General features: G+C 61.4%; 14 protein-coding genes and 1 pseudogene. 8 read left to right on the top strand and 7 right to left on the bottom strand.

The features are described 5' to 3' along the window. Positions 1-220 precede the first annotated feature (220 nt). Positions 221-1,840 carry a PvdJ/PvdD/PvdP-like protein gene (locus C9422_RS17250; protein ID WP_116581492.1) on the bottom strand — a complete coding sequence of 540 codons (1,620 nt, stop codon included), beginning with the start codon at positions 1,838-1,840 and terminating at the stop codon, positions 221-223. 241 nt (positions 1,841-2,081) lie between these two features. Between C9422_RS17250 and pvdM the strand changes: the two genes are divergently transcribed. The 6 genes from pvdM to C9422_RS17220 all read left to right on the top strand — a co-directional run bounded on the left by pvdM (position 2,082) and on the right by C9422_RS17220 (position 11,986). Further along, positions 2,082-3,431 (top strand): pyoverdine-tailoring dipeptidase-like protein PvdM, encoded by a 1,350-nt coding sequence (gene pvdM, locus C9422_RS17245; protein ID WP_116581491.1) that lies wholly within the window; start codon positions 2,082-2,084, stop codon positions 3,429-3,431. 30 nt (positions 3,432-3,461) lie between these two features. Continuing rightward, the gene (locus tag C9422_RS17240) at positions 3,462-4,742 is read left to right on the top strand and encodes an aminotransferase class V-fold PLP-dependent enzyme (protein WP_116581490.1); all 1,281 of its coding nucleotides are present in this window, start codon (positions 3,462-3,464) and stop codon (positions 4,740-4,742) included. Between the two features lie 29 nt (positions 4,743-4,771). After that, positions 4,772-5,656, top strand: coding sequence for a formylglycine-generating enzyme family protein (locus tag C9422_RS17235; protein WP_116581489.1), 885 nt, complete (start codon positions 4,772-4,774; stop codon positions 5,654-5,656). Positions 5,657-5,867: 211 nt separating this feature from the next. After that, entirely contained in the window at positions 5,868-7,517 is a 1,650-nt protein-coding gene (locus C9422_RS17230) for a cyclic peptide export ABC transporter (protein WP_116581488.1), read from the top strand. A gap of 127 nt (positions 7,518-7,644) precedes the next feature. Further along, complete coding sequence (locus C9422_RS17225; RefSeq protein ID WP_116581487.1) at positions 7,645-10,062, top strand: TonB-dependent receptor; 2,418 nt, start codon at positions 7,645-7,647, stop codon at positions 10,060-10,062. 310 nt (positions 10,063-10,372) lie between these two features. Then, positions 10,373-11,986, top strand: coding sequence for a diguanylate cyclase (locus C9422_RS17220; RefSeq protein WP_116581486.1), 1,614 nt, complete (start codon positions 10,373-10,375; stop codon positions 11,984-11,986). A gap of 41 nt (positions 11,987-12,027) precedes the next feature. On the opposite strand, the gene C9422_RS17215 is transcribed toward C9422_RS17220, so the two are convergent. The 6 genes from C9422_RS17215 to C9422_RS17190 all read right to left on the bottom strand — a co-directional run bounded on the left by C9422_RS17215 (position 12,028) and on the right by C9422_RS17190 (position 14,980). Then, the gene (locus tag C9422_RS17215; RefSeq protein WP_116581485.1) at positions 12,028-12,306 is read right to left on the bottom strand and encodes a hypothetical protein; all 279 of its coding nucleotides are present in this window, start codon (positions 12,304-12,306) and stop codon (positions 12,028-12,030) included. A 90-nt stretch (positions 12,307-12,396) separates the two neighbouring features. Further along, a complete protein-coding gene (locus C9422_RS17210; protein WP_116581484.1) occupies positions 12,397-12,903 on the bottom strand; it encodes a PaaI family thioesterase in 507 nt (168 codons plus the stop codon). Positions 12,904-12,969: 66 nt separating this feature from the next. Beyond that, a complete protein-coding gene (locus tag C9422_RS17205) occupies positions 12,970-13,506 on the bottom strand; it encodes a glyoxalase superfamily protein (protein ID WP_116581483.1) in 537 nt (178 codons plus the stop codon). Positions 13,507-13,715: 209 nt separating this feature from the next. Further along, positions 13,716-14,168 carry a hypothetical protein gene (locus C9422_RS17200; RefSeq protein WP_116581482.1) on the bottom strand — a complete coding sequence of 151 codons (453 nt, stop codon included), beginning with the start codon at positions 14,166-14,168 and terminating at the stop codon, positions 13,716-13,718. Between the two features lie 361 nt (positions 14,169-14,529). Then, positions 14,530-14,799 carry a type II toxin-antitoxin system RelE/ParE family toxin gene (locus C9422_RS17195; protein WP_116581481.1) on the bottom strand — a complete coding sequence of 90 codons (270 nt, stop codon included), beginning with the start codon at positions 14,797-14,799 and terminating at the stop codon, positions 14,530-14,532. After that, the gene (locus C9422_RS17190; protein ID WP_116581480.1) at positions 14,789-14,980 is read right to left on the bottom strand and encodes an antitoxin; all 192 of its coding nucleotides are present in this window, start codon (positions 14,978-14,980) and stop codon (positions 14,789-14,791) included. The genes C9422_RS17195 and C9422_RS17190 overlap by 11 nt, the downstream gene beginning before the upstream one ends. 567 nt (positions 14,981-15,547) lie before the next feature. Here C9422_RS17190 and C9422_RS17185 point away from each other — a divergent pair. Both C9422_RS17185 and C9422_RS32240 read left to right on the top strand, forming a co-directional pair. Further along, positions 15,548-15,895, top strand: coding sequence for a DUF6124 family protein (locus C9422_RS17185; RefSeq protein WP_116581479.1), 348 nt, complete (start codon positions 15,548-15,550; stop codon positions 15,893-15,895). Between the two features lie 222 nt (positions 15,896-16,117). Further along, positions 16,118-16,282 (top strand): annotated as a pseudogene (locus C9422_RS32240) (DUF6124 family protein); the annotation flags it as partial. Positions 16,283-16,433 lie beyond the last annotated feature (151 nt).

Here is a 16,433-nt window from a genome sequence, read left to right as displayed (position 1 = left end):
CCACAGGTTATGCGTCGTGCCCGGATCATGCGGCAAACACAAAACCTTGTGGGAGCTGGCTTGCCAGCGAAGAGGCCGGCACACCCAACATCAATTTTGCCTGCCAGTCAGCCATCGCGAGCAAGCTCGCTCCCACAGGGGGTGGTGGGTGCCGCATGATTCAGGGACAACACATGACCTGTGGGAGCTGGCTTGCCAGCGATTGAACGATAACGCGGTATCAAGCCTGGCTCTGCTTAGCCTTCAGATTGCGCGCATACCACGGCCGCTGCGGCACCTTGCGGAACAAATCCTTCAGTTTCTTTTCATCCTCGCCAAAGGTGATGCGCAACGCCAGCTTCATGGTTTCCGGGTCCATTTCCACTGACTTGCCCGCCTGCAACCCCGGCGTGGTGCTGCAGCCATGGGTGACCGGGCCGAGCCACGGGTCATCGATCTCGACCCAACGCCCCGGCGCAAACCAGGGCACGCCATTGACCTGCAGCCGACTGACCTGCCCCGGGTGGAAGCGCTCGTGGGCGCGGAACCAGTCCTCCAGACGATCATCGATCCAGCCGTGGAAATGCCAGAACACCGGGTTCACATGGGAGGAAAACGGGTCGCCGAGGAAATCGTTTTCCGCAGCGAACCAGCGCGCGGAAAAGTCTGCCGGATCCCGGGCAAAAGGCACCGGCTGACCGTTGGACGGATCACGCGGCACCGAAGCCCAGCGCATGTGCAGCCAGTCGTGCAGGCCCAGTTCGACCTCCGAGCCGAACTGGCCGAGGGTCAGCGTCGACAGGTAACGCGGATCACGGTAGCGCGATTCCCAGACCTGGAAATTGCTGTGATACGTCTCGCCGGTCTTGATGTCACTGACCCATTGCGTGTACTCGTCATCGTCCTCGGCCAGCCAGGTCGGCGGCAGCGCGGTGCCGTCGTGGTTGTCGAAGTAACGGGCGAAGCCGGGCCGGTCCCGCGCCAGCTCCGGCTGCGGCAACGGGAAGTGCGTCCAGGACGGCAAGTCCTGCATCGAACGCGCCGTGCCGAGCATGTGCCGGTGCATGAAGAAAAAGTCCACGCCCGAACCGTTGCGATCCTTGCGTACACCTCGGGCATCGCGCTCCCTGTCACGCGGACCGGGTTGCCAGCCGAGCCCGCGCAGGGCGCCGCGCTGGTCTTCGGAGAGCTTGTGCCATTTGTCCCGAGAGGCATGCCAGAGCTGGTGGAACAGACGGTGCTGCGGCGATACCAGCCAGGCCAGCAGGGTCGGATTGAGGCCGCTGCGTTCGCGCGCTTCAGGGAATACCCGCTTGACGGCAATGAAGCGATTGTCCTGGGCCGTCAGCATCAGCGGACGCTTGAGGTCCAGCACACGCCCACTGAGGCTGCCGCTGCCGGCGTTAGCGAAACCGGCCCAGACCTCATCCAGGGTCATGTCGAATTCGTACTCGCAGCAGCCGCTGGCGCCCAGCAGCCGCCAACCGAGCTGCTTCGGGCTGGCCCCGGACAGATCGCCGAGCACCCGGTAACGGGGCTCCTCGGCGGAGCGCAAACGCTTGGCGGTGTCGAGGAAGCCGACCACGCCACGACCTTTGTGACCGATGTCGAGAAAGACCTCCAGTCCCTCCAGGGGCAAGCCTTCGATACCGGCGTCACGACCTTCGAACCGAATCTGCCAGACCCCGCGCAAGGCATCCGCCAACCGCTGGCCGGCCACGTCCGCCACGTCGAACGAGGCTTCGTCCGGGGTGATCGTCGGGTCCGCTCGGGTCAGTTCGCGATGCCCGTAATAGACCGCAGGCACGGCGGCACCGGTCAGCGCCAGACCCGCGAGGAACCATCGTCGAGAAATCGTCATTGCCCTACCTGTGTCAGCCATGGAGCAGGCTTTATCCAAGCTAGAACGATTGTTGCGCCGACAAATTTAAAGGCATCGCTGGCAAGCCAGCTCCCACAGGAACTGCGATACCCCTGTGGGAGCTGGCTTGCCAGCGATGAGGCCGGCACAAACACTAAATTCCTGTCCCGGCCACTCGTTCCCCCCAGATAGCAAAGGCCCCCGCGCCTGATCCCCGACGGCGAACCTGACTGAGACGGCAATGACAAAACCACGTTCGAAAAAGGCTCTTTTCATCGGCTTGCCGCTGGCCCTGGCGATCAGCGCGGGGGCAGGCTTCGGGGCTTGGGACTACTGGTTCAGGGACAATCCCGGCTACCCGGTGAAGATGATGAAACAGGCCGATCAACTGCAGGAGCGTATCCTCTCGTTCGACAGCCACATCACCATACCGATGGACTTCGGCACCGCCGGCAACGAAGTCGACAAGGACGGCGAAGGCCAGTTCGACCTGGTCAAGACCGGACGCGGGCGCCTGTCCGGGGCGGCGCTGACGATCTTCGGCTGGCCGGAAATCTGGAACGGCCCCAACGCGCCCCATCGCCCGACCGCCGGTTTCGTCGACGAGGCCCGGCACGAGCAGGAAACCCGCTACAAGATCATCAGCGCGATGGTGCGTGACTTCCCCCATCAAGTCGCCATCGCCTACACCCCCGACGACTTCCGTCGCCTGCACGGCGAAGGCAAGTTCGCGATCTTCATCAGCATGCTCAACGCCTACCCGCTGGGCAATGACCTCAACGCCCTGGACAAATGGGCAGCGCGCGGCATGCGCATGTTCGGCTTCAGCTACGTGGGCAACAACGCCTGGGCCGACTCGTCGCGGCCCCTGCCGTTCTTCAATGATTCGCGGGACGCCCTCGGCGGGCTGTCGGACATCGGCAAGCAAGCGGTGCAGCGCCTCAACGACCTGGGCGTGATCATCGATGTGTCGCAGATGTCGACCAAGGCCCTGGAGCAGGTCGCGCACCTGAGCCGCACGCCGATGGTCGCCTCGCACTCAGCGCCGCGGGCCCTGGTGGACATCCCGCGCAACCTCAGCGATGGGGAAATGCAGTTGATCAAGAACAGCGGCGGCGTGGTGCAGATTGTCGGCTTCCCGACCTACATCCGCCCACTGAGCCAGGCCACCCAGGACAAGCTCAACGCCCTGCGCGCGCGCTTCGACCTGCAACCGCTGCAAGGCCTGGAGATGGCGCTGATGCCGGGTGACCCGGTGATCACCGTCTGGCCCGAGCAGCGTTTCGGCGAGTACGCCAGCCAGCTCTATTCGATCCTCGACGAAGAACCCAAGGCCAGCCTCAAGGATTACGGCGACGCGATCGATTACGCCGTGAAAAAAATCGGCATCGACCACGTCGGCATCAGTTCCGACTTCAACGATGGCGGCGGCCTCGACGGCTGGAAAGACGTCAGCGAAGCCCGCAACGTGACCGCCGAACTGATCAGCCGCGGCTACAGCGAGGCCGACATCGCCAAGCTCTGGGGCGGCAATTTCCTGCGGGTCTGGGACCAGGTGCAAAAGTCCTCCCGGCCCGTGGTCCAGAACTGATTTTTCCTTTTGCCAAAGCGAACCGATCCCATGACCAACCGTCGTTCATTCCTCAAGCAGGCCGGCATTCTGGCGGCCGGCATTCCCCTGGCCTCGGCCGTGAACCTGCCGGCACTGGCCGCTGCCCCGGCACCCTTGCCCAAGGACAAATGGGACCAGTTGCGCCAATTGTTCACGCAGGACCCGAACTACCTGCACTTCGCCAACTTTCTGGTGACCTCGCACCCGCGTCCGGTGCGTGAAGCCATCGAGATGCACCGCGCCAACCTCGATCGCAACCCCGGCCTGGCCATGGACTGGCATCGCGGCGAAACCGAACGCCGCGAAGAAGAGGTGCGCGTCTGGGCCGGGCGTTATTTGAAAGCCAAACCGTCGCAGATCGCCCTGACCGGCAGCACCACTGAAGGCCTGGCGATGATCTATGCCGGCATCCACGTGCGCCCGGACCAGGAAATCCTCACCAGCGAACACGAGCACTACGCCGCCAACAGCGTGTTCGAATACCGTACCCAGAAAGACGGCACCCAGGTTCGCAAGATCAAATTGTTCGAAGACCCGTACAAGGTCTCGACCGCCGAAGTGCTGGCCGCGATTGAACGCAACATTCGCCCCGAGACCCGCGTACTGGGCATGACCTGGGTGCACTCCGGCAGCGGCGTGAAGCTGCCCATCGGCGAGATCGGCAAACTGGTGGAAGAGAAGAACCGCGGCCGCGAGGACAAGGACCGCATCCTCTACGTGATCGATGGCGTCCACGGCTTCGGCGTGGAGAACCTCGACTTCCCGGACATGCATTGCGATTTCTTCATCGCCGGCACCCACAAATGGATGTTCGGCCCACGGGGCACCGGGATCATCTGCGCCCGTTCCGACGAGCTCAAGGACGTGACTCCGACCATCCCGACCTTCTCCGAAGCCACGCAGTTTTCCACGGTGATGACCTACGGCGGGTATCACTCGTTCGAACACCGCTGGGCATTGACCGAAGCCTTCAAGTTGCACCTGGACCTGGGCAAGGCCGAGGTCGCGGCACGCATCCATGACATCAACAGCTACCTGAAAAAACGCTTGCAGCAGCACCCGTCGGTGGAACTGGTCACGCCCCTGTCACCGGAATATTCCGCCGGTTTCACCTTCTTCCGCATCAAGAACCGCGACTGCGAAGAAGTCGCCAGTTACCTGATGGATCAGCGCGTGGTGTGCGATGCCGTGGACCGTGATGTCGGGCCGATCATTCGAGTGTCGCCGGGGTTGCTCAATACCGAAGCGCACATCGACAGGTTGATGGAACTGCTGGCCAGCCGGCTCTGACCCACCGATTTCAAGCAGCGAGAACCTCTATGAAAAGCCCCTTAAAAAACCTGGGCGCCCTGATCCTGTTGGGATTGCTCGGCAGTACCGTGCCAGGCCTGGCCCAGGCCTATACGGCGCCATTACCGGGCAAAGTCTTCAAGGATTGTCGTGACTGCCCGGAAATGGTGGTGCTGCCCGCCGGCACCTTCACCATGGGCACCCCGGACGACGAAGTCGGCCGCGAGCCTGATGAAGGCCCGATGCATGAGGTGACGTTCGACAAACCCTTCGCCATGAGCCGTTACCAGATCACCGCCGGCGAATGGAACCAATACATGAAGGAAACCGGTATCACCCTGCCCGATGGCGACACCCGCCCCGGCCGCGCGTGCACCAACGGCAAGCCGAGTTACCCCCAGGGCCCGCGCCAGCCGGCGGTGTGCATGAACTTCGCCGAAGTCAGCGCCTACGTCGCCTGGCTGTCGATGAAAACCGGCCAGCACTACCACATCGTCAGCGAAGCCCAGCGCGAGTACGCGGCCCGTGGCGGATCGACGGGCGCGTTCCCCTTCCCGTTCGACCCCGGCACCGAGTACAGCATCGCCACCCACGCCAACACCTACGGCCCGACCGACGGCTACAGCTACAGCTCGCCGGTCGGCAGCTACCCAGCGAATGCCTTTGGCCTATATGACATGCACGGCAACGTCTACGAGTGGATCGCCGACTGCTATCACCCGGACTACGTCGGCGCCCCCACCGACGGCAGCGCCTGGACCGAGCCCGACTGCGACACCCTGCGCATCCGTGGCAACGACTGGGGCGAAGCACCGGTGTTCTCCCGTTCGGGCAACCGCAACGACATCGACCCGCAGACCCGTGGCGACTGGATCGGATTCCGTGTAGTACGCGATCTGACGCCCAACCTCTGAGCCCTTCCACAATCCCTGTGGGAGCGAGCTTGCTCGCGAAGGCGGCAGCACATCCAACATCTATGTGACTGACAAACTGCTTTCGCGAGCAAGCTCGCTCCCACAGGGGTCTATGTAACTCCCCAGCCACCAGTCGCCCCGCCTTTAAATTAAGCCCCCCATCAGACGTTCTACTGGGTATCTGCCTCAAGACCCAAGGAACCCTCTGCTCATGACCCAGCCAACGCGCGGTGCAATTCATGAATTGTTCAGCCTCCTGAAACCGTTCCGGCTCGTCGTCAGTCTGTCGATCCTCCTGGGCATGGTCGGCGGCCTGAGCGTGACGGTGTTGCTGGCCACCATCAACAACGCGCTGCATTCGCCGGACGGCCTGACCCAGGGCGTGGTCGCGCTGTTCGGTGGCCTGTGCCTGCTGGTCCTGGGCAGTTCGATCTGCTCGGACATCGGCACCAACTACGTCGGCCAGCACATCATTGCCAAACTGCGTAAAGAGCTGGGGGAGAAAGTGCTGTCGGCGCCCATCGAGCAGATCGAGCGCTACCGCAGCCACCGACTGATCCCGGTGCTGACCCACGACGTCGACACCATCAGCGACTTCGCCTTCGCCTTCGCGCCGCTCGCCATTTCCCTGACCGTGACCCTCGGCTGCATGGGTTACCTGGCGATGCTGTCGTGGCCGATGTTCCTGATGATGGTGCTGGCGATTGCCATCGGCACCGGCATCCAGTTCTACGCGCAGGGCAAGGGTGTCCAGGGGTTCATGGCCGCCCGCGACGCCGAAGACGAATTGCAGAAGCACTACAACGCCATTGCCGGCGGCGCCAAGGAATTGCGCATCCACCGTCCGCGCCGCCAGCGCATGTTCGTCAAGGGCATCCAGGCCACCGCCGATTTCATCTGCGACACCCAGGTGCGTTCAATCAACACCTTCGTGATCGCCAAGACCCTCGGCTCGATGCTGTTCTTCGTGGTCATCGGCCTGGCGCTGGCCCTGCAATCCTTCTGGCCCAGCGCCGACCAAGCGGTGATGAGCGGATTCGTGCTGGTGCTGCTGTACATGAAAGGCCCGATCGAGCACCTGGTCAGCACCTTGCCGATCGTGAGCCGGGCGCGCATCGCCTTTCGCCGCATCGCCGAACTGTCGAGGCGGTTTTCCTCGCCGGAACCGCACCTGCTGCTCAACGACCCAGGCACCCCGCCGGCCGTGGTCAACAGCCTGCAACTGAACAACGTCAGCTACGCCTTCCCCGCCGCTCCGGGCAGCGACGCGTTTCGCCTGGGCCCGGTGAACCTGAGCATCGCGCAAGGCGACATCATTTTCATCGTCGGCGAAAACGGCTGCGGCAAGACCACGCTGATCAAGTTGCTGCTGGGCCTCTACGCCCCGCAACACGGCGAAATCCTGCTCAACGGCCAAGGCATCGATGCGCACAATCGAGACGACTACCGCCAGTTGTTCACCACGATCTTTGCCGACTACTACCTGTTCGATGACGTGGTGCAGGGTGACCAGCACATTCCCGAAGATGCCAATGCCTACCTGCAACGCCTGGAAATTGCGCACAAGGTCAGCGTCAGGGACGGCAGTTTCACCACCACCGACCTGTCCACCGGCCAGCGCAAGCGCCTGGCCCTGGTCAATGCCTGGCTGGAAGAACGCCCGGTGCTGGTGTTCGACGAATGGGCCGCCGACCAGGACCCGACCTTCCGCCGCATCTTCTACACCGAGCTGCTACCGGACCTCAAACGCCTGGGCAAGACCATCATCGTCATCTCCCACGACGACCGCTATTTCGACATGGCCGATCAACTGGTGCGCATGGAGTCGGGCCGGGTCATCACCGAGCGCGCGACTGCCTGACAGCGGTGGTTGCACGCAGGTTGTTGTTTTTTTGAAGTTTGTTTTCCGGTTTAGGCAAAGTGGTCCGTCTAATAATAATTATCATTAACTAAAAAACTGCACACACCCTTCTGGAGCGATTCGAGCAATGCAAAGCCTTACTCTGTCCCGCGCACCCTTGGCATTAGCCATCGATCGGCAAAAGAAATTCCGAACGGTCGTGCCGGGCGCGCTGTTGACCCTGTTGCTGCTGGGCACTTCCCAGGTCGAGGCAGCCCCGGTGAACGTCAATGTGCCGGCCCAGTCGCTGGCCAGTGCATTGCGCGAACTGGGCCAGCAGACCAACCTGCAGATTCTCTACAGCCAGGACATGGTCAACGGCATCAAATCCACGGCGGTGTCCGGCAACATGGAACCGGAACAGGCACTGAAAACCTTGCTGCTGGGGAGCGGCATCAATTTTCAGTTGAATGGCAACACCGTGTCGCTGGTGCCAGCGGTCGGTGACTCCAGTGCATTGCAGCTGGGTGCGACCTCCATCACCGGCGTGGCATTGGGCCCGACCACTGAAGGCACACACTCCTACACCAGCGATGAAGTGACCATCGGCAAAGGCAACATCAAGGTCAAGGACATCCCGCAGTCGGTGTCCGTCGTCACGCGCCAGCGCATGGACGACCAGAACATGAACAGCCTGCAGGACGCCATGCGCCAGGTCACCGGCGTGACCATCAAGACCTACAACTCCGGCTCCAGCCTCAACGACGTCTACATGCGCGGCTTCCTCGTCGACCAGGTGCAGGTCGACGGCGTCTCGCAACCCACCGGCCAGGGCGACATGGCTACCAGTTTCGACCTGGCGATGTACGACCGCATCGAAGTGCTGCGCGGTCCGTCGGGCCTGTACCAGGGCGCGGGTGAACCCGGCGGTACGATCAACGTGGTGCGCAAGCGCGCCCTGGGCAAATTCGCCCTGGGTGGCGAGCTGGCCGCCGGCTCCTACGATCACTACCGTTCCATGGTCGATGTCACCGGCCCGCTGAACGACCAGGGCACCGTGCGCGGACGCTTCATCACCGCCTACGAGAACAACCAGTCCTTCGTCGACTACGCGCAGAACGAACGTCCGATGGTCTACGGTCGACTGGAATTCGACCTCGACCCGGCCACCACCCTGTCGGTCGGCGGCGCTTACCAGAAGAACAACTCCACCCCGGCGTTCGGCTTGCCGGCCTATGCCGACGGCACCTTGCTGGACGTTCCTCGCTCGACCTTCGTCGACGCCAAGTGGAATACCCTGAACGAGAAGGTCTGGGAATCCTTTGCCGAAGTTGATCACGAACTGGACAACGGCGGTCAGTTCAAGACCACCCTGACCTATCGCGATGCAGAAACCCCGGAGCGTAACTTCACCTGGGCCGACGGCGCCGTCGACCCGGCCACCGGTGACAGCTGGGCCGTGGCCTACGACTACTACACCCACATCAAAACCATCGGTGTCGACAGCTTCGTCACCACGCCCTTCGAGTTCGCCGATCGTCGCCACGAGTTCACCCTGGGCGCCGAGTACCAGCACCTGGACAAGGACTTCACCTACGGCGGCGGCGAGTACTTCCCGATCAACGTGTGGGATCCGGGCAGCATCGACATTCCCCGCAACGACTATGCGCACGTCAACGGCAACTGGTCCAAGTCCGACCAGTACGGGGTCTATACCCGTGCCAAGTTCAACGTCACCGACTGGCTCGATGTCATCGGCGGCAGCCGTGTGACCTGGTACGAAGCCGACGCGAAGAACGCCAACGCCTTCTTCAACAACTTCGGCGAAGCCCACACCAGCATCAACCGCAAGGTCGTGCCGTACGGTGCCATCATCGGCAAGATTACCCCGGAACTGTCGACCTACTTCAGCTACACCGGCGTGTTCAAACCGCAGAGCGAAATCGGCACGGACGGCCAGCCGGTCGGCCCGCGCGAAGGCAAGCAGTACGAGATCGGCCTCAAGCGCGAGTTCTACGACGGTCGCCTGAACGCCAGCCTCGCGGCCTTTCGCATCTACGATGAAAACCGCGCCGAATACGACAACAACTCCGGTGCCTACATGACCGAAGGCAAGGCACGCAGCGAGGGTTGGGAAACCGAACTGAGCGGCAACCTGACCGAAAACTGGAGCATCGTCACCGGTTACGCCTACACCTCCACCAAGTTCCTGGACGGCGACGCGGCCAACAAAGGCAAGACCTTCAGCACCATCACGCCCAAGCACAACTTCAACCTGTGGACCAAGTACGAGTTCACCGACGGTCCGCTCAAGGACTTCAGCGTCGGCGGTGGCGTGCGGGCGGTCAGCGACACCTACTACCAGCGAGACGTGAAGTTCCAGCAAGGCGGCTATGCCATCACCACAGCGCAGGTCGGCTACAAATTCAACGAAAACCTGTCGTCGACACTCACCGCCAACAACCTGTTCGACCGCAAGTACTACGACCGCGTCGATGCGTCCTGGGGCACCAACTTCTACGGCGACCCGCGCACCCTGACCCTGAGCCTGCGCGCGCAGTACTGATTGCCGGGTCCCTTAAGGGATTGACCAGCGCCGATCACCTGTGGCGAGGGAGCTTGCTCCCGCTGGGTCGCGAAGCGGCCCCAAAAAATGGGCCTGCTGCGCAGTCCAGCGGGAGCAAGCTCCCTCGCCACAAGCAAGCTCCCTCGCCACAGGATCAGGGTCAAGATCAGGGTCTCGACTCGACTGATCGGCATCAGCCGCAAGTGCCCGGTTCTGTTTTCTGTGGCGTGCATGTGACAACTCGGCGCTCTCTGCCTATCCTGCAAGGCAGTCTTTGCCCCCCTCACAGCACACCATTCACGGATCGAAAATGACGACGCCAGCGGACGACCCCAACAGCGCCATCAACGAGCAAGGTAGCCGCGCGAAGCTGTCCAGGCCCCTGCCCATCGACCTGCGCGGGCTGATTCTGTTCTTCGTCCTGCTGTCAGTCCTCGCGACGTTGTGCAACAGCCTCTACGTCGCTTACCGGGTGCAGCGTCAGTCCCTGATCCATACGACGCTTGAGGCCAACGCAGCCTACGCCGCAAAAGTCGCTTCCAGCATCGGTGAGTTCCTGAATTCGGCGCACAGTCGCTTGAACTACAGCGCCACGACCCTCGGCCAGCACTGGAACGACTCCGAAGTGCTGCGCAAAGAAGCCATCCGCCTGCAAGCGCAGGATGCCGACTTCAATTCCATTGCCATTGTGGATGCGGCAGGCAAAGTCCTGCAGGCCTATCCCGATACCTCGCAGATTGTCGGCGCCACGTTGACGTCGGAGGGCATCCAGCAGGCGCTCAAGGAACGTCGTCCAGCGGTCAGCGCCGCTTACGTTTCCGCGGCGGGCAACCTGGTGGTGTTCATTTCACAACCGGTTTTCAACCCGTCAGGGGCATTCCTCGGCGTCGTCGGCGGCTCGGTCTACCTGCTCAAGCAAAGCACCTTTCATACGATCATCAGCCGTCACTTCCATCACGAAGGGACCTTTGCGTTCATCGCCGACAGTAATCGGCGGCTGCTGTATCACCCGGACCAGAAGCGCATCGGTGAGGTCCTGGGCTGGAGCCTGACGGTCGATGCGGCCTTGCGCGGCGAACGTGGCTCCCTTGAAGGCCCGAACTACAAAGGTGTGCCCATGCTCGCCGGTTTTGCCCAGGTGCCGGACGCCAACTGGGCGGTTGTCGCGCAACAACCCCGGGACCTCAGCCTGGCGCCGCTGGGACAACTCATGCGCGACATGGTCCTGGACATGATCCCTGCCGGGCTGTTGGGGCTGGGGCTGATTTTGCTCGGGACCACCCTGATCGCCCGCCCGTTGCGCCAGTTATCGGCCGCCGCCGACCAGTTGGCCGCCCCGCAAACGACCGAGCAACTGCGGCAAGTCCATGCCTGGTACCGCGACGCATCGGCCATTCGCCAGGCCATGCTGACCGGTGTGCAGCTGCTCCAGCAAAAGCTTGGCCAGCTCAGCCACGAAGCGCAAAGCGATCCCCTGACCGGCCTGGCCAATCGAAGGGCCATGGGCGGCGTACTGGATCTGCTGGCAAAAACCGGGCAAGCCTATTCGGTGCTGGCGCTGGATATCGATCACTTCAAAAAGGTCAACGACACCTTCGGGCATGACGCCGGTGACGTGGCCCTCAAAGAGGTCGCCGGCATACTCAAGCAGAACTCCCGGACCGGCGACCTCGCCTGCCGCGCCGGTGGTGAAGAGTTCGCGCTGATCCTTCCGGATACGCCGCTGGATACCGCCAGGGTCATTGCCGAGCGGATACGCGAGCACATCGCACAGACCGAGGTGCCGCAGGTTGGAAAGCTGACGATGTCCATCGGCGTGGCTTGCCGGAGTGCGGACACCCCGATGCCCGAAAGCGTACTGAAACTGGCCGATGAACGTCTCTATCTGGCCAAGCAGAGCGGGCGCAACCGGGTGATGGCGTAGGCGTCGGGTAATGGTCGGGTAAAACCGGTCGATTCAGGCCGTCACCGGGTGGGTTCTTTTTCTTCGTCCGTCGAACCACTTGAGGTCGCGGCATCCTTTTGCGCCGCTTGCGAATCGGCGCCGGAGTTTGAGCCCGCGGCCTCCTCGCCCTTCTTGTCGGCCTTCTCGTGTTTGGCTTCGGCAGCCTGCGGCTGGTTGATGCCAGGCACGGCAGCAGGCGGGACAGCGGAACCCGCCGTCGCGTTCTCGGCGACCAGCGCAAAAAACGAGCCCGTCGACAGCAGACCCGCAGCCATGAGGGCGAGCATTTTCCTGTTCATTATCTGGGTCTCCCCGGTGAGGTATAAAACCTTGGAAGACCCGGCAGCGGGAAAGGTGCTGGCTCGCTGACGAACGGTGAGGCGCCGGGGTCAGGAGCCGACCTTGTTGTCGTGCGCGGCGGTCCGGAGTTGCTCGGTATCGACGCGGACAAACGTGGAGTCCCCGACAGCGGTCAGCACGTCCCCGGCGAAAACCTCACAGATGACTCGACTTTTGCGCCCGACATCACCCTCGACTTTTGCCCGCAATGTCAGACGTACGCCCATCGGGGTAGGCTTGATGTACTTGATGCCCAGGTTACCGGTGACGCAGGTGACGTGGGGCAAACTGCCCACTTCGCGCTGTTCGGCGCGGTAGTGATAAGCCATCGCGGCCCAGTTGGAGTGGCAATCGACCAGCATCGCGATCAAACCGCCGTAAACCAGACCCGGCCAGCCGCAATACTTGTCATCGGGCATATGCTCGGCCATGACATGCACCCCGTCTTCATGCCAGAAGCTCTTGATGTGCAGCCCGTGCGGGTTCTGGCTGCCGCAGCCATAACAAACGCCTTCAGGCGCGGCGATGTCTTGAAGCGAAATGTCCTGCGTGGTCATGGCGTATTCATCCTTAGTGGCAGGTGGTTCAAAGCGGACCGGGTCGCCCCGGTCCGCACCGCCTGATCAATATTGGCAGAAGCGAATCCGATTGCCGAACGGGTCGTAGACCTGCAACTCCTTGCCCCAGTCCTGCTGAACAATATCCGGGCGTCCGTAGCCGTAGCGCTTGCCCAGCAGTTCGTCCCTGAGCAGTTCGATGTTTTGCATCGGCACGAACACCGTCGAGCCCGGGCTGGCATCGCCGTGATGTTCGGAAAGATGCAGGTGCAGACCGTCGCGGCTGATGCCCAGGTACAGCGGCAGATCAGCCTCGAAGCGATGCTCGAACTCGACGCTGAAACCCAGGAAATCCAGATAGAACTCCCGGGCCTTGGCTTCGTCGAAACTGCGCAAAATGGGGATGGATTTATCGAAGGTAATGCTCGGCGTTGGCGGGGTACTGGCCTGGGCCAGCAGCGCCGACGCGGTGTTCCAGTCCTTGTAGCCCAGTTGCTGCGCGACCAGTTCCAGCGCGGTGGAATGGGTCACCGCCTGATTGCGTTCCTCCAGCGAGGCGTGCAACTGTTTGGCCATTTGCTTGGCTTGCTCGATTGAAAACATGTCTGCTCCTGTAGCCGAGATGCTTTGGTGCTCGCATTGCCAAACCTCGACCGTCAAGAGAGGCGACAGGGTTTGCATGAGGAGGAGATGCTTTCACCTTTCCCAGCGGGAGCGAGCGGCGGGCAGCATCGGGCCGGTGTCGATAATACATAGCCGCCGGGGTCTGCGAAAGGTGTGCCCCGCTGCTGCCCGCACCCCTGGCCTGCGGTCTATTCCTTCAGGCGTGAGCATTGCTGAAACACAAATGCGCCCGCGCTCGCGGCACAGGCGACCCACGCGCACGCCACCTGCCAATGCCTGAATGGCCCCAACACGTCTCCCATCAGAAAACCGCTCGAAAGCACAAACAGAAACAACGCAACCGCCGCCAACGCGACGCGTGGAATCGCCATCAGCCACCGCCACCAGGCGCCGGGCTCAAAGCGCCGCGCGCCCCAACGCGTCAACGCCGTCAGCCCCGCCAGCAAGGGGGCAAAAATAATTAGCAGCAGCGGAAAGATGTAGAGCGTCAACGTGAGTTCGACTTCCCCGCCATCCTCGCCGGGCGTGTAGAAGCTTTCCATCCAGATGTCACTGCACAGGGAGAAGGTGAGATAGATGACAGCGACTGGGGCGATGGGGAATATCAGGCAACTGATGAGGTTTTTTCTAAGCTCCAACATTGAATCATCCTTGTTTTTTCAGCACGCCGATGGGCTGGATGCGGCCATTGACCGGGCAACAAGTTTCATGAACGAACAATCCTTGTCGTGCCAATCGGGCGGTGAATTTAGCAGTTTTGAGTGAAGTGTCGGGGGACTGCTTTTTTTGGTTCTTCACGCAGTACCTGTAGGAGCCAGCTTGCTGGCGATGTTCTCAAGTGCGCCGCGTTTATCCAGTTCTCACGCGTCATCGTTAACGACCATCGCTGCGATGCGGCGACCCGACAAGCCAGCTCCTACAGGTATTGCGTTATCCGTGTTTCCGGGGATTACGTGATGTCCTTTTTTTGGGGGGGCAACCGGCGATGAAATACCCTGAAGATCAGGGATATTCCTGCCGAGCATGCAGCACGCTCAATATCTCGATTCGATCCATCACTCGGTAAACCACCAGGTAGTTGGGATGCACAACAATCTCCCGAGTGCCCGGTACTCGACCGAATCGATATAGATAGGGATGTTCGGGAAGTGCCGATGTAGCAGCCTCAATGGCTTGAAATAGTTCGCTGGCCGCTACGAAGTTTCGGTCGCCAATGTAATTCAGGATTTGCCAGAGTTCGGCCCGTGCTTCGGGCCGCCACTCAACCAGCATCGTACTTGTTGCGCTTTGATTCGATGAGGGCTCGCATATCGGCCATCACCTGATCGTGCGGGACATTCGGGCGTGGGTCGTCAAGCGAAGCCTGGACCTTGGCGCGGAACCAACGGTCATAGCTGGCGGCCTGCTCTTTGGTCTCAAACTCTGAAACGATGGGGGAAAGTTCGGCGCTCATAATGGCCTCCGGAGTCAATGGGTAGCAGTCTAATCGGTATCGGGGGCGCTGTCGTCGATCGCAAGATGAAGTGTCATTTGCCAAACCAACCAATGCGTAACGTCAGATCGTAAGGGCTGCACTTCCGACTGCCAACCGCAAACTTTCGTAGGACGCTTCCTGCCGACTCAGGGGAATTCAACGCTCTTTGATAAGACATAACAGCAGGTTAAGAACCACTCGATAGCGTCTGTTTAAGCGGCCTACAGGTTACTTCATGAAAGCCACAACGCCTTGCGTCGTTGCCTACAGGTACGCCAGAATCCGCCGGCTTGTGCGCCTTGGGGGTGGTCGGTAACTTGGTTCGGGTCACTGAATTGTCAGTGATCGGGTTTAGTAGCCCGCACTCCCCACTCTCGGTTGCACAAGCATCATTTAGTCAGGCTCGCCTGCACTCAATGGTGGCTGTGCGCATGGCGTCCTCGGACGCGCCGGATTTGGTGGGTCCTCCGGTCTACTAACTTGCGCACAGCCGCCACCCTCTCGTTTAGTAGCGAAGTGGATGTGGCCCAATTAGGAAATCCACCTATGTTCAAAGTAACTCCAAATCCGCCGGACTCCGACCCGACCTCCCCACACGAAAGTCCCGAATCAAAACAATCCCACGAAGCCACCGAGCGCGCCTTCGATCCAGGCCCCAACATCATGGCCACCCCGCGCACACCCAGCACGATGTTCATCGTCAATCCCGAACTCAGCACCGAAACCCTGCTGGTGCACGCCTGTGAGTCGCTGGCGTCGGCCAATGTCATGGCCAACGATCTGGTGGATCATTTGCAGGGGACAAGTCGCCATGCGCTGTTGGGGATTGCGCAGGTGATCATGCTGGGGGAACTGGCGGTGAATCGGGCGCTGGATCGGCTTGATCCGCCCTGACCACAATATCCAGATCACCGATAGACCTGTGGGAGCGAGCTTGCTCGCGATGGCGTTGGGTCAGACACATAGATGTTGAATGTTCGACCGCTATCGCGAGCAAGCTCGCTCCCACAGGGATTGCATTTAACTGATCGGCATCCGTTAATCCCCTCACAACAAATCAGCCCAGACTCTCGCTGATCTGCGCCGCCAGTTGATCCCCGGCACTTCCTGGACCATCTCGCCCATGTGCATGAGTCGCTGGCGTCGGCCAATGTCATGGCCAACGATCTGGTGGATCATTTGCAGGGGACAAGTCGCAATGCATTGTTGGGGATTGCGCAGGTGATCATGCTGGGGGAACTGGCGGTGAATCGGGCGCTGGATCGGCTTGATCCGCCCTGACCACAATCTCCGGATCACCGATAGACCTGTGGGAGCGAGCTTGCTCGCGATGGCGTTGGGTCAGACACATAGATGTTGAATGTACGACCGCTATCGCGAGCAAGCTCGCTCCCACAGGGGTTGTGCTTGACTGATCGACCTCAGGGCAATT

Source organism: Pseudomonas sp. B1(2018) (assembly GCF_003097365.1).
In the GTDB taxonomy this organism is placed as follows: domain Bacteria; phylum Pseudomonadota; class Gammaproteobacteria; order Pseudomonadales; family Pseudomonadaceae; genus Aquipseudomonas; species Aquipseudomonas laurylsulfatiphila.
Note: the sequence above shows the minus strand (reverse complement) of the source record. Positions and strands in the feature narration are given on the sequence as shown.

What these genes read in the sequence shown, in the direction of transcription:
- C9422_RS17250 (WP_116581492.1), bottom strand. Translation starts at nt 1,840, where the DNA reads ATGACGATTTCTCGACGATGGTTCCTCGCGGGTCTGGCGCTGACCGGT.
- pvdM (WP_116581491.1), top strand. Translation starts at nt 2,082, where the DNA reads ATGACAAAACCACGTTCGAAAAAGGCTCTTTTCATCGGCTTGCCGCTG.
- C9422_RS17240 (WP_116581490.1), top strand. Translation starts at nt 3,462, where the DNA reads ATGACCAACCGTCGTTCATTCCTCAAGCAGGCCGGCATTCTGGCGGCC.
- C9422_RS17235 (WP_116581489.1), top strand. Translation starts at nt 4,772, where the DNA reads ATGAAAAGCCCCTTAAAAAACCTGGGCGCCCTGATCCTGTTGGGATTG.
- C9422_RS17230 (WP_116581488.1), top strand. Translation starts at nt 5,868, where the DNA reads ATGACCCAGCCAACGCGCGGTGCAATTCATGAATTGTTCAGCCTCCTG.
- C9422_RS17225 (WP_116581487.1), top strand. Translation starts at nt 7,645, where the DNA reads ATGCAAAGCCTTACTCTGTCCCGCGCACCCTTGGCATTAGCCATCGAT.
- C9422_RS17220 (WP_116581486.1), top strand. Translation starts at nt 10,373, where the DNA reads ATGACGACGCCAGCGGACGACCCCAACAGCGCCATCAACGAGCAAGGT.
- C9422_RS17215 (WP_116581485.1), bottom strand. Translation starts at nt 12,306, where the DNA reads ATGAACAGGAAAATGCTCGCCCTCATGGCTGCGGGTCTGCTGTCGACG.
- C9422_RS17210 (WP_116581484.1), bottom strand. Translation starts at nt 12,903, where the DNA reads ATGACCACGCAGGACATTTCGCTTCAAGACATCGCCGCGCCTGAAGGC.
- C9422_RS17205 (WP_116581483.1), bottom strand. Translation starts at nt 13,506, where the DNA reads ATGTTTTCAATCGAGCAAGCCAAGCAAATGGCCAAACAGTTGCACGCC.
- C9422_RS17200 (WP_116581482.1), bottom strand. Translation starts at nt 14,168, where the DNA reads ATGTTGGAGCTTAGAAAAAACCTCATCAGTTGCCTGATATTCCCCATC.
- C9422_RS17195 (WP_116581481.1), bottom strand. Translation starts at nt 14,799, where the DNA reads ATGCTGGTTGAGTGGCGGCCCGAAGCACGGGCCGAACTCTGGCAAATC.
- C9422_RS17190 (WP_116581480.1), bottom strand. Translation starts at nt 14,980, where the DNA reads ATGAGCGCCGAACTTTCCCCCATCGTTTCAGAGTTTGAGACCAAAGAG.
- C9422_RS17185 (WP_116581479.1), top strand. Translation starts at nt 15,548, where the DNA reads ATGTTCAAAGTAACTCCAAATCCGCCGGACTCCGACCCGACCTCCCCA.